Raw genomic sequence first — 12,136 nt, 5'->3', positions numbered from 1 at the left:
AAACCCCAGCAATCTAGAAGTGGCGATAAGGCTTGCGGATGCCGAAGCCTTCGAACCGTTTGGTATTGGCCTTGGCGCGGACTCGCTGTGCTTCCTGATGCAACCCGAATACGGTAGCGATCAGCATGGCGACGGTCATTGCGGTGGCGAGCATGTAGATCAGCATGTGCGTGTTCTCCTGCGCCTAACAACGGTTAGATGGGTGTTTGGTTTCATCTTTCGAAGCTGCAACTTAGTGAACACTGCGTGAAGCCGTTGTGAGCGGCACATTCATCTGTCGTTCACGTCGGCCAAAAGGTTCATGGGGCGGGCCTGCCGATCGGATTTGCCTTTAGGGGAGAGGCTCGCTAGAAGCACCTGCCATGACCGAACGCATCGCCCTTTATGCCGGCTCTTTCGACCCGCTGACCAACGGCCATCTCGACGTGCTGAAGGCGTCGCTGGCCGTGGCGGACACCATCTATGCGGCGATCGGCATCCATCCCGGCAAGAAGCCATTGTTTTCCTTCGAGGAACGGGTCGATCTGATCGAAACGGCAACGAAGGCGGAATTCGGCAGCGACGGTGCGCGCATCAAAGTGGTCGCCTTCGACGGTCTGGTCATCGACGCGGCCAGGAAGCATGGCGCCTCGATCATGATCCGCGGCCTGCGCGACGGCACCGATCTCGACTACGAGATGCAGATGGCCGGCATGAACGAGACCATGGCGCCTGAGCTGCAGACGGTTTTCCTGCCCGCCAGCCCCTCGGTGCGCACCATTACCGCCACACTTGTGCGCCAGATAGCTTCGATGGGAGGCGACATCCGCCACTTCGTGCCGGCGGCCGTGGCCGGCGCGCTCACCGCCAAATTCGCGAAATAAATGCATGTCGCTCAAAAGTGGAGCCCGGTTTTGGGTAACGACATGCATGGACGAAGATATTCGGAGAAAGATCCCATGCAGCTGAAAAAGCTTGCCTTCTTGCTTGCCGTGCTTGCCGGTCTTGTGACGGCATCCGTGTCGGCCTTTGCCGCCGATCCGGAAAACACCATGATCGTAACGCTGAAGGACGGCGACGTGACCGTCGCGCTGAGGCCCGACCTTGCGCCGAAGCACGTCGCGCAGATCAAAAAGCTGGTGCGCCAGGGCGCCTACGACAACGTCGCCTTCCACCGCGTCATCGACGGCTTCATGGCGCAGACCGGCGACGTCAAGTTCGGCAATATGAAGAGCGGCTTCAATGCCGACGCCGTCGGCACCGGCGGTTCCGATCTTCCCGACCTGCCGGCCGAATTCTCCAGCACCGAGCACTACCAGCGCGGCGTGGTCGGCATGGCCCGCTCCGACGATCCGAATTCCGCCAATTCGCAATTCTTCATCATGTTCGCGCCGGCACCGCCGCTCGACGGCCAGTACACCATCGTCGGCAATGTCGTCAGCGGCATGGAGCTGGTGGACCACATCAAGAAAGGCGAAGCGGCGCAGAACGGGACGGTGACCGACCCCGATCGCATGATCAAGGTGCGTATCGCCGCTGACGGTAAGTAAACCCAAGTTTCAAAAGGATATTTCTGACATGGCCGAGATCAAGGACCGCGAGAACGCGCTTATCATGGACACGACCAAGGGCAAGGTCGTCATCGAATTGTTTCCAGACCTGGCGCCCGGCCATGTCGGCCGTATCAAGGAACTGGCACGCGAAGGCGCCTATGACGGCGTGGTCTTCCACCGCGTCATCGACGGCTTCATGGCGCAGACCGGCGACGTCAAGTTCGGCAATTCCAACAAGCCGTCTTTCGCGCCGTCGCGCGCCGGCACTGGCGGTTCCGACAAACCCGATCTGAAGGCCGAGTTCTCCAACGCCAACCACGGTCGCGGCACCTGCTCGATGGCCCGCTCGCAGAACCCGAACTCGGCCAATTCGCAGTTCTTCATCTGCTTCGACGATGCCGCCTTCCTCAACCGCCAATACACGGTATGGGGCCAAGTCATCGAAGGCATGGACAATGTCGACAAGATCAAGCGCGGCGAACCGGTGCAGGATCCGGACAAGATCGTGTCGCTCAAGGTCGCGGCCGACGTGAAATGACCGGCCGGGCTGTCGCGGCCATCGCATTTGTGCTCGTCGCGGCGGCCACTCCGGCGCTGGCGACGGAATCGATCGTCTGCAGCGCCGACGGCGGCGCCGCATCGATCGACGTTTTGATGGGACACACGGCCGTCATTGCGGTGGCGCGTGTGTGGCTGGAGGCCGGCGGCAAGACATGGACCACGGACGGCCAGCCGGGTTCAACGAAAGTCATCGTCGGACAGGCATTCGAAGACGACGACCGCATGCTGATTGATCTCACTGATGAGGGCCTCAGCTCGGTCGTCGCCAAATTGCAACTGGTCAAGGCCAGCGAGCAGTCCAGCTTCGCAATGGGCGGTACGCTGAGCATAGACGGTGTCGGCGCCTGGGCGGTGACCTGCCCGGAACCTTGAGGCGGGGATTTCTTGCGCGTCGATCTTTTCGACTTCGATCTGCCGGACGAGCGCATCGCGCTTCGCCCAGCCGAACCGCGCGACAGTGCCAGGATGCTGGTGGTCAGGCCGGGCGCAGGGCTCGAGGACATGACCGTGCGCGACCTGCCGTCCCTGCTCAAGGCTGGTGATGTGCTGGTCTTCAACGACACCAAGGTCATTCCTGCGCAGCTGAAAGGCATCAGGCGGCGCGGCGAAGCAGCGGCGCAGGTCGAAGCCACGCTGCACATGCGGACGGCGCCCGACCGCTGGCTCGCCTTCATGCGGCCGGGCAAGCGCATCGCCGCCGGCGATCGTATCCATTTCGGTCATGACGCCAACTCCTGCTTTCTCGGCCAACTCGATGCGACCGTGATCGAGAAGGGGGAAGGTGGCGAGGTGCTGCTCGGCTTCGACCTGTCAGGTCCGTTCCTCGACGAGGCGCTGCGCTCCGTCGGCCACATCCCGCTGCCGCCCTACATCGCCTCCAAGCGTGACGACGACGAACGCGACCGCAACGATTACCAGACCATTTATGCGAGGGAGGAGGGCGCCGTGGCCGCGCCGACGGCAGGGCTGCATTTCACGCCGGAGCTGTTTGCGACGCTCGACGCCAAGGGCATAGAGCGCCGTTTCGTCACGCTGCATGTCGGCGCCGGCACGTTCCTGCCGGTGAAGGCGGACGACACCGCCGACCACAAGATGCACGCCGAAACCGGTTCGGTCAGCCCGGAAACCGCCGAGGCGCTGAATGCGGCGAAAGCAAAAGGAGGGCGCATTATCGCCGTCGGCACGACATCGCTACGCTTGTTGGAGAGCGCGGCTGGCGAGGACGGCAGGCTGGCAGCATGGTCAGGCCCGACCGACATCTTCATCACGCCCGGCTATCGCTTCAAGACCGCAGACATGCTGATGACCAATTTCCATCTGCCGCGTTCGACGCTGTTCATGCTGGTTTCGGCCTTCTGCGGTTTGCAGACCATGCGCGCGGCCTATGCGCATGCCATCGAGAACCGCTACAGGTTCTATTCCTATGGAGACGCAAGTCTTCTGTTCAGGGAGGATAACGATGGACGATGACCTGGAAACTTTCGGCCGCGAAGCCTTGCTCGCCGAGGTCAGGAAACTGCGCGCCGGCATCCGCCAACACCGCGACGCCACCGGCCATGATCTGTGCTGGCATCACCCCGACCTCTGGTCGCTTTTACCCGAAAAGACCGAGCCGGCGATTGCCGTGCCGCCCTGGCCGAAATTCATGCGCGGCTGCATCCGCTACCGGCAGTCGCTCGACCGACAGGCTCCGGACGCGCCGGTGTTCGACAAGGAGTTCGATGGCTAGGGAATTCAATGACTAACGCATTCGCCTTCAAGGTGCTGGCGACCGAAGGCAGAGCCCGGCGCGGCTCAATCACCATGCCGCGCGGGGAAATCCGCACGCCCGCTTTCATGCCGGTCGGCACCGGCGGCACGGTGAAAGCCATGTATATGGATCAGGTGCGCGGTGTCGGCTCGGACATCATCCTTGGCAATACCTACCACCTGATGCTGAGACCCGGCGCCGAGCGCGTGGCTCGGCTCGGCGGCCTGCATGAATTCGCCCGCTGGCCCTATCCGATCCTCACCGACAGCGGCGGCTTCCAGGTGATGTCGCTGTCGAAGCTGAGGAAACTGACCGAGAACGGCGTGACCTTTCGTTCGCATATCGACGGCGGCGCCTACGAGATGTCGCCGGAGCGTTCCATCGAGATCCAGGGGCTGCTCGATTCAGACATCCAGATGCAACTCGACGAGTGCACGGCGCTGCCGGCCAAGGAAAAAGAGATCGAGCGTGCCATGGAGTTGTCGTTGCGCTGGGCCGAGCGCTGCAAGACGGCGTTCGGCGAGCAGCCCGGCAAGGCGATGTTCGGCATTGTGCAAGGCGGCGATATACCGGACCTGCGGCTGCGCTCGGCGCAGGCGCTGAAGGCGATGGAGCTGAAGGGCTACGCGGTCGGCGGGTTGGCCGTCGGCGAGCCGCAAGCGGTGATGCTGGAGATGCTCGACATCACTTGCCCGGAGTTGCCGGCTGATCGGCCGCGGTACCTGATGGGTGTCGGTACGCCGGACGACATCTTGAAGTCGGTGGCGCGCGGCATCGACATGTTCGACTGCGTGATGCCGACGCGGGCAGGGCGGCATGGCCTTGCCTATACACGGCGCGGCAAGGTCAATCTGCGCAACGCCCGCCATGCCGACGATCCGCGCCCGCTCGATGAGGAAAGCGACTGCCCGGCCGCACGCGACTATTCGCGCGCCTATCTGCACCACCTGGTGCGCTCGCAAGAGGCGCTCGGGGCGATGCTCCTGACCTGGAACAATCTGTCCTACTACCAGCAGCTGATGCGCGACGTTCGCGAAGCGATCGGGGCTGGCAGGTTCGCCGGACAAGCTGAGATCATCACGCAGCAATGGGCAAACGGTGACCTCCCCGTCCGGTAGGCGTGCTCGCCAGGAATCCGGCTCCAGGGAGGAGTCGCACCTGCCATGAACTGTTTTGAAACGTCTGCCTAATAAGCATTGCCGGACGACATCGGGCGAGGATCAAGAACCTGTTCGTTTCGGGGCAAGTTTCAGTTCCTGGCACGACGGTGCGGACGAATGGCAGCGCCGAGCCTTCGCCTTCGCCCTCCGTGGCGGTCCAGCAATGGACGGCGGGGTCGTTGCTTGCCGTTCTGGTCATCGCCGTGACCGGCTTGGTTTTGCGCTTGCTTGGCGCGCGCGGCGACCTTTGGCTGGACGAGATCTGGAGCTTTGCGCTGATTGAGCCGCTGACCTCGATCGACCAGATATTCTGGCGCGTCAATCACGACAACAATCATTTCCTCAACTCGGTCTATCTCTATCTCATCGGCCCCGACGCTTCGCCTTTGATCCAGCGAGGCCTGTCGATAGCACTAGGTGTTGCCACGACAGTTGCGGCGGCAGCGACCGCCGCACCGCACGGACGACGGGCGATGATTGCCACAAGCCTGTTGTTTGCCGTGAGCTATCCGATGGTGCACTACGGCTCGGAGGCGCGTGGCTATGCCGGCCTTGTGCTCTTTACGCTGCTTTCGGTGGTTTTTCTGGAGCGCCGGCTCGACAACAAACGGTTGTCTGGCACGGCCTTGGCAGCGGCGATCCTTTTCGGGTTCCTATGCCATCTCACCATGATCGGAATGGTGGCAGTCCTCGCAATCTGGACCGCGTGGCTCGCCTGGCAGCGTACGGCGAGGGTCAGCCGTGTCGTTGCGGATCTGGCGTCGATCTTCCTGCCGGCCTTGCTTGCCGTGCTGCCGCTGGCTGCCTGCGTGTTTATCGGCGGCAGGCTGTTCGGCTTCAGTGTCGGTGGTGTTTCGCCGTTCTCGATTGCCGCCTTCGCGCAGGGCTATGGCGGAATGATCCGCTCTCTGTTCGGGCTGCCCCCCTGGTTCGGCGACTGGCCGTATATCGTTGCCGCCTGCGGTCTTGTTGGCCTCTCCGCTGGTGTCTGGTGCGATCGCCGGGCCAGCCTCTATGTCATCGGGATTATCGGACTGCCTTTGCTCATGGCGGCGACACATCTGCCCAATCTCGAGTTTCCGCGCTATTTCATCATCAGCGAAACATTGCTGCTGCTCTGGGCCGGCGAGATGATCGGTCGCGGCTTGGCTGCTCGCGGGACTGCCAGGCTATTTGCGGTGGGAGCACTGGCGATCGTGGTGAGTGGAAGCATTTCGTCGCTGCTCCAATTCTATCAGTACGGACGCGGCTCGTACGCTGCTATGGTCGATGAAATGACCAGGAACGGCGCTGCCGCCTATGCGAGCAACAGTGATTTCCGCACCGCCATGGTCGTCGATTATTTTGCGGCGCGGACGGATCGTCGGGCTTGGCTGGTTCCGGAAAACAGGATGTGCGCCGACCGGCCGGCTTGGCTGATCCTCGAGGGGGATGTGGACAAGCAAGCCGAACATGTTGAACCGACGGCCTCATGCGCTTTGGCGTATGAACGGGCCGACGCGTCGAGACACTGGGGGTTTTCAGGCCTGAGCTGGACGCTCTACCGGCGACAGGATTGAGACAACTTTGCCCTCCTCAAGCACCCTCAGGTGCTGAGCGACGTGGACGCGCGCAGGCTGCAGCCGGTGATCCGAAAGCTGCCGTCAGGCTGTAGTTCGAGCGTGTAGACCGCCTCATAGTCCTTGCCATCCGGGCCGACGATCAGCACCTGCTGGATGATCGAGGTCGGGCTCGTCTCGCGAACCTTGCCGAAGGAGTAGGTCTGCGGTTGGCGCACCGGCGGGTAGCCGTTGGTCACCATGTTCATGAAGGTATCGACAGTTGGAAAGATGCGTTTCACATTTGGTGCGGCAAAGCTGTAGGCCGTCGCTCCGTCGTTGGCGATGAAGGCCTTCAATTGACCATCGATGACCGTTTGCGCCGCCTTGACTTCGGCGTCGCCAGCAAAGGCCTGGGATGCGAAAATGAATGGAACGACTGCGAATGCGAAAAACGCGCGGCGCATGGCCTGTCTCCGTTGTCCCTGAGAAATCGCTGTCCGAGGTACATGATACTATACGCTTTGCAGTGCTCGAGGGTTTCAGCCGAGCGCAAACATTCGGCGCCGCGAGCTGTGTCCAGACCGAGAAAGCATTGTCGAGGCTAGAACAGCCTGAGCGATGGCCGATGCTTGAAAGCCGGGCGGCAGTCTGCCACAAGGGCCGCTCGATTTTACCTAGAGCGTGCGATGTTGGGCAGGACCAGGCGATGAAAGCATTTTTCGTGCAGATAAAGTGCGATCTGGGCAAGGCCTATGACGTTGCCAGCGCCCTGGCCGATGCCGAGATCGCTTCCGAAATCTACTCGACAGCCGGAAATTACGACCTGCTCGCCAAATTCTATGTCGACGACGAGGAAGACATCGGCCACTTCGTCAACGAGAAAGTGCAGATTCTTCCCGGCATCAAAGACACGTTCACGGTCGTCACCTTTCGCGCGTTTTGATCCGCATCCGGCATCTGCCCGGACACGAAGCAAAGCCTGACTACGGCCCGATCGGCACTGCCTTAATTTTAGGCAAGAGCGATATACTGATCGCCGGCGCCCACCAAATCACCGATTGCGCTTGATTTTCTCCAGCGAGGCCAGTGAAATGGCGCCACAGGGGAGTATGCGATTGGCAGCGTTCGATGAAATGCTTCCGGAAGTTTCCGGGCTGAGAAAACCGTATTCGGCTTACGATCGCTGGCTGAAGGAACAGGACCCGGCCAGGCTTAACGAGAAGATGCAGGACGCCGAACGCGTCTTTCGCAAGACCGGCATCACATTCGCCGTTTACGGCGAGCAGGAAGCATCGGAGCGGCTGATACCCTTCGACATCGTTCCGCGCATCATTTCCGGCAACGAATGGCGACGGCTGACGCAAGGCATCGAGCAGCGCGTCCAGGCGCTGAACGCCTTTCTCGACGACATCTACCATCGTCAGGAAATCTTGCGTGCCGGCCGCGTGCCGAAGGAGTTGATCGCCAAGAACGAGGCGTTCCTGCCCGAAATGATCGGGGTGCGGCCGCCGGCCGGCGTCTATACCCATATCATCGGCGTCGACATCGTACGCATCAGCGAGAACGAGTTCTACGTGCTGGAGGACAATGCGCGCACGCCGTCCGGCGTCTCCTACATGCTGGAGAACCGCGAGACGATGATGCAGCTCTTTCCCGAGTTGTTCCAGCAGATCAAGGTGCGGCCGGTGGAGAATTATCCGCAGCTCTTGCGCCAGTCGCTGGCCGCAGTGCGGCCGCAAAGCACCAAGGGCGCGCCGACCATTGCCGTGCTGACGCCGGGCAGCTTCAACTCGGCCTATTTCGAACATGCTTTCCTTGCCGACCAGATGGGGGTGCAACTCGTCGAAGGGCAGGATCTGCGCGTCGTCGATGGCCATGTCGCGATGCGCACGACCGAGGGCTACAAGCAGATCGACGTGCTCTACCGGCGCGTCGACGACTCGTTCCTCGATCCGCTGACCTTCCGCCCGGACTCAGCCCTTGGCGTGCCGGGCATTATGGACGTCTACCGCGCCGGCAATATCACGATCGCCAATGCGCCCGGAACCGGCATTGCCGACGACAAGGCGATCTATTCCTACATGCCCGAAATCGTCGAATTCTACACCGGCCGCAAGGCGATGCTCGGCAACATCCCGACCTGGCGCTGCTCGGAACCGGACAGCCTGAAATATGTGCTGGAGCACATCGACGAACTGGTGATCAAGGAGGTCCACGGGTCCGGCGGTTACGGCATGCTGGTAGGACCTGCGGCGACCAAGAAGGAATGCGAGGATTTTTCCAAAAAGCTCGCGGCAAAACCGTCGAACTACATTGCCCAGCCGACGCTGGCGCTGTCGACCTGTCCGATCCTGACGGACAAGGGGCTGGCGCCGCGCCATGTCGATCTGCGCCCCTATGTGCTGGTGTCCGACCGTATCCAGATCGTGCCCGGTGGACTGACGCGAGTAGCGCTCAAGGAAGGCTCGCTGGTCGTCAATTCCTCGCAAGGCGGCGGCACGAAGGATACTTGGGTGTTGGATGATTAGAGCGAATAGCGAATAGTGAGTAGCGAATAGCGAATAGTGAGTAGCGAATAGGGAAGAGGGCACCAACACGACTATTAACTCTTACAGGGACTTGATTGTTTGGAAGGCGGCCGTTGAATTGGCTGTAGATTGCTATTCGGCAACGAAAGCCTTTCCGAGCAGCGAAGTTTACGGGATGACGTCTCAGATACGGCGATCATCTGTATCGATTGCGGCAAATGTCGCCGAAGGGCACGGGCGAGAAAACACGGGATCGTTCGTTCAATATCTTCGCATAGCGCAAGGTTCTCTCAAAGAGTTGGAAACGCACCTAATCTTGTCTGGAAGGGTAGCGCTGATGGTTGAGCAGGACGTATTGCGTTTGCTTGGCCAGGCCGATGAGATCGGGAGAATGCTGCGTTCGATGATCAGGAGTCTGCAACAGAAATCATGAAGCCGATTTTCCCCTATTCGCTATTCGCTATTCGCTACTCACTCAGCATCGAGGCACGTTGACATGCTTCTCGGCCGCACCGCCAACGGGCTCTATTGGATGAACCGCTATATCGAGCGGGCGGAGAACATGGCGCGGTTGGTGGATGCCGGCCTGCGCATGGCGCTCACTCGCACGCAGAATGCTTCGGAGGAGTGGAATTCGGTGCTGCTCAGCGCCGGCTCGGACGCCAGCTTCACGCAGAAATATTCGGACTACACCGCCGCCAATGTCGCCGACTACCTGCTGCGCGATACGTCGAACCCGTCGAGCACGATGTCGTCTATCGAAACGGCCCGTAACAATGCCCGCATGGTGCGCACAGCATTGACGCGTGAAACCTGGGAAAGCATCAACGAAGCCTGGATGTCGCTGAAACGGATGTTGGCCAAGCCGATCGACGAGCGCGACCTGCCCAGCGCGCTCGACGCAATCAAGCGCGAGACGGCGCTGATCCGCGGCTCGTTCTACGGCACCATGCTGCGCAACGAGATCTTCGATTTCTCGCAGCTCGGCACCTATGTCGAACGCGCCGACAACACCGCGCGCATCCTGGACGTGAAGTACTATGTTCTGTTGCCGTCGATCTCCTGGGTCGGCTCGACGCTCGACAACTACCAGTGGGAATCGATCCTGCGCTCGGTGTCGGCGCACCGCTCCTACCGCTGGGTCTATGACGCCGACTACAAGCCGAGCAACATCGCCGACTATCTGATCCTCAATGTCCGCATGCCGCGCTCGCTGACCTTTTGCTACCGCTTCCTGACGGAGCATCTCAAATTCCTGGGTGACGACTATGGTGAGCGCCACGCCTGTCATGCGACGGCCGCCAAGACCCATTCCATGCTGACGGCCGGCTCGATCAAGGATATTTTCGACGCCGGCCTGCACGAATTCCTGGCCAATTTCATCCGCGACAACACCAGGCTCGGCGATGAGATCGCGCAGGATTACAGGTTCTATTGAGCATGATCCCAAAAAACGAAGACCGGTTTTCGGTAAGGCTCATGCTCCAGGGACGAGAGCGATGCGGCTGAAGATCACCCACCGGACCGAATACCGCTACGATGCGCCGGTGCATTATCTGTTGCAGCGTTTGCGGCTGCTCCCGGTGAACGGGCGCACCCAGACGGTGCTGTCCTGGGCGCTGAAGATCGAAGGCGCGCGCGAGGAAGTGCGGTTCACCGACCATTTCGGCAATGATACCCGGCTGTTGAGCGTCGAGGGCGAGCGCGACTTCATCACAGTCGAAGCAGCCGGCGAAGTGGTGACGCGCGATACCGCCGGTGTCTGCGGACCGCATCAGGGTTTCGCGCCGCTCTGGCTGTTCGGCCATGAAACGCCGCTGACGACGATCGGCAGCGGCATTCGTGAGCTTGCTGCCTCGGTGGGCAAGGGCACCGACATCGAAAGGCTGCACCGGCTAATGGCCGTGATCGGCGAGCGTGTCGCTTATACACCCGGCACCACCAACGCGACGACGCCGGCCGAAGAGGCCCTTGCGCTCAAGACCGGCGTTTGCCAGGACCACAGCCATATCTTCGTTGCCGCGGCTCGCGCCATGGATTTCCCGGCGCGCTACGTCAGCGGCTATCTGATGATGGATGCAGCGATCGAGCAGGCGGCAAGCCACGCTTGGGCCGAGGCGCATGTCTCGGGCCTGGGCTGGGTCTCCTTCGATGTCGCCAACGGCATTTCTCCCGACGAGCGCTATGTAAAGGTGGCGATCGGCCGCGATTATCGCGACGCCACGCCGGTATCGGGAATTCGGCTGGGACAGGCGGAAGAACAGCTTGCGGTCACCGTCACCGTGGAGCAGTAATCCCGGCAAGATTGTTGCCAAAGAGATTCGATGACCTATTGCGTCGGCCTGAAGATCGATCGCGGGCTCGTGTTCATGTCGGACACGCGCACCAATGCCGGCATGGATTCGATCTCGACCTTCAGGAAGATGCATGTCTGGGAGGAGCCGGGCGAGCGCGTCATCGTTTTGATGTCGGCCGGCAATCTGGCGACAACCCAGGCCGTAGTCAGCCTGCTCGACGAACGCACCAAGGCAGTGGCGGAGCGCCATGCCACGCTGCTCGAAACGCCCTCCATGTACCAGACAGTCCGGTTGGTCGGAGACACCGTCAAGGAGGTCATCGCCAGTTCGTCGCCGGCCGGCGAAAAGGCGGATTCCTATTTCAACGCCTCCTTCATCCTCGGCGGTCAGATCAAGGGCAGCGCGCCGCGCCTGTTCATGATCTATCCGGAAGGCAATTTCATCGAATCGACCGACGATACGCCGTTCTTCCAGATCGGTGAGACCAAATACGGCAAGCCGATCATCATCCGGGCCTACGAAAAGACGATGAGTTTCGCCGAGACGGTAAAGCTGTTGCTGGTGTCGTTCGATTCGACGCTGAAGTCGAACCTGTCGGTCGGCCTGCCGCTCGACCTGCTGTTCTATGAAAAGGACACTTTCAAGGTCGGCCTCAAAAAGCGAATAAACCATGACGATCAATATTATCGCACGATCTCGGATAGCTGGTCGAACGCGCTGAAGACCGCCTTTGCGAGCTTGCCTGATTTTCCCGAATGAAACCTTCG

General features: G+C 60.9%; 16 protein-coding genes. 14 read left to right on the top strand and 2 right to left on the bottom strand.

Features of this window, described 5'->3' with window-relative positions:
• Positions 1-13: 13 nt before the first annotated feature.
• Positions 14-166 (bottom strand): hypothetical protein, encoded by a 153-nt coding sequence (locus tag NKI22_RS16770; protein WP_023717791.1) that lies wholly within the window; start codon positions 164-166, stop codon positions 14-16.
• 196 nt (positions 167-362) lie between these two features.
• Here NKI22_RS16770 and coaD point away from each other — a divergent pair, with 196 nt between their 5' ends.
• The 8 genes from coaD to NKI22_RS16730 all read left to right on the top strand — a co-directional run bounded on the left by coaD (position 363) and on the right by NKI22_RS16730 (position 6,562).
• Positions 363-863 (top strand): pantetheine-phosphate adenylyltransferase, encoded by a 501-nt coding sequence (gene coaD, locus NKI22_RS16765; protein WP_023717790.1) that lies wholly within the window; start codon positions 363-365, stop codon positions 861-863.
• Between the two features lie 75 nt (positions 864-938).
• Positions 939-1,529: a peptidylprolyl isomerase gene (locus tag NKI22_RS16760; RefSeq protein WP_023717789.1), complete on the top strand. Its 591-nt coding sequence runs from the start codon at positions 939-941 to the stop codon at positions 1,527-1,529.
• 28 nt (positions 1,530-1,557) lie between these two features.
• Positions 1,558-2,070 carry a peptidylprolyl isomerase gene (locus NKI22_RS16755; protein WP_254817363.1) on the top strand — a complete coding sequence of 171 codons (513 nt, stop codon included), beginning with the start codon at positions 1,558-1,560 and terminating at the stop codon, positions 2,068-2,070.
• Positions 2,067-2,465 carry a hypothetical protein gene (locus tag NKI22_RS16750; RefSeq protein ID WP_352642105.1) on the top strand — a complete coding sequence of 133 codons (399 nt, stop codon included), beginning with the start codon at positions 2,067-2,069 and terminating at the stop codon, positions 2,463-2,465. Before NKI22_RS16755 ends, NKI22_RS16750 begins: the two co-directional genes overlap by 4 nt.
• 12 nt (positions 2,466-2,477) lie before the next feature.
• Positions 2,478-3,563 carry a tRNA preQ1(34) S-adenosylmethionine ribosyltransferase-isomerase QueA gene (queA, locus tag NKI22_RS16745; RefSeq protein WP_352642107.1) on the top strand — a complete coding sequence of 362 codons (1,086 nt, stop codon included), beginning with the start codon at positions 2,478-2,480 and terminating at the stop codon, positions 3,561-3,563.
• Complete coding sequence (locus tag NKI22_RS16740) at positions 3,553-3,822, top strand: hypothetical protein (RefSeq protein ID WP_023717785.1); 270 nt, start codon at positions 3,553-3,555, stop codon at positions 3,820-3,822. The genes queA and NKI22_RS16740 overlap by 11 nt, the downstream gene beginning before the upstream one ends.
• 8 nt (positions 3,823-3,830) lie before the next feature.
• Positions 3,831-4,961, top strand: coding sequence for a tRNA guanosine(34) transglycosylase Tgt (tgt, locus tag NKI22_RS16735; protein WP_352482259.1), 1,131 nt, complete (start codon positions 3,831-3,833; stop codon positions 4,959-4,961).
• A 221-nt stretch (positions 4,962-5,182) separates the two neighbouring features.
• On the top strand, positions 5,183-6,562 hold the full coding sequence (locus NKI22_RS16730) for a glycosyltransferase family protein (protein ID WP_352642110.1): 1,380 nt from the start codon (positions 5,183-5,185) through the stop codon (positions 6,560-6,562).
• Positions 6,563-6,588: 26 nt separating this feature from the next.
• Here the strand turns inward: NKI22_RS16730 and NKI22_RS16725 are convergent, their stop codons facing one another.
• On the bottom strand, positions 6,589-7,008 hold the full coding sequence (locus NKI22_RS16725) for a DUF4864 domain-containing protein (protein WP_023717782.1): 420 nt from the start codon (positions 7,006-7,008) through the stop codon (positions 6,589-6,591).
• 242 nt (positions 7,009-7,250) lie between these two features.
• Between NKI22_RS16725 and NKI22_RS16720 the strand changes: the two genes are divergently transcribed.
• The 6 genes from NKI22_RS16720 (at position 7,251) to NKI22_RS16695 (ending at position 12,128) form a co-directional block, all read left to right on the top strand.
• Positions 7,251-7,487, top strand: a complete 237-nt coding sequence (locus NKI22_RS16720) for an Lrp/AsnC ligand binding domain-containing protein (RefSeq protein ID WP_023674883.1) — start codon at positions 7,251-7,253, stop codon at positions 7,485-7,487.
• Between the two features lie 172 nt (positions 7,488-7,659).
• The gene (locus tag NKI22_RS16715) at positions 7,660-9,072 is read left to right on the top strand and encodes a circularly permuted type 2 ATP-grasp protein (RefSeq protein WP_023717781.1); all 1,413 of its coding nucleotides are present in this window, start codon (positions 7,660-7,662) and stop codon (positions 9,070-9,072) included.
• A 73-nt stretch (positions 9,073-9,145) separates the two neighbouring features.
• Positions 9,146-9,505 carry a four helix bundle protein gene (locus NKI22_RS16710; protein WP_352482308.1) on the top strand — a complete coding sequence of 120 codons (360 nt, stop codon included), beginning with the start codon at positions 9,146-9,148 and terminating at the stop codon, positions 9,503-9,505.
• Between the two features lie 63 nt (positions 9,506-9,568).
• A complete protein-coding gene (locus NKI22_RS16705) occupies positions 9,569-10,510 on the top strand; it encodes an alpha-E domain-containing protein (protein ID WP_023717779.1) in 942 nt (313 codons plus the stop codon).
• A 61-nt stretch (positions 10,511-10,571) separates the two neighbouring features.
• A complete protein-coding gene (locus NKI22_RS16700) occupies positions 10,572-11,366 on the top strand; it encodes a transglutaminase family protein (protein WP_023717778.1) in 795 nt (264 codons plus the stop codon).
• A 30-nt stretch (positions 11,367-11,396) separates the two neighbouring features.
• Positions 11,397-12,128, top strand: coding sequence for a proteasome-type protease (locus NKI22_RS16695; protein WP_352482263.1), 732 nt, complete (start codon positions 11,397-11,399; stop codon positions 12,126-12,128).
• The last annotated feature ends 8 nt before the right edge of the window (positions 12,129-12,136 follow it).

Origin of the sequence: Mesorhizobium sp. M0778, from assembly GCF_040320105.1 — a bacterium.
Classification (GTDB): Bacteria; Pseudomonadota; Alphaproteobacteria; order Rhizobiales; family Rhizobiaceae; genus Mesorhizobium.
This window is presented reverse-complemented; position numbering and strand designations above follow the sequence as displayed.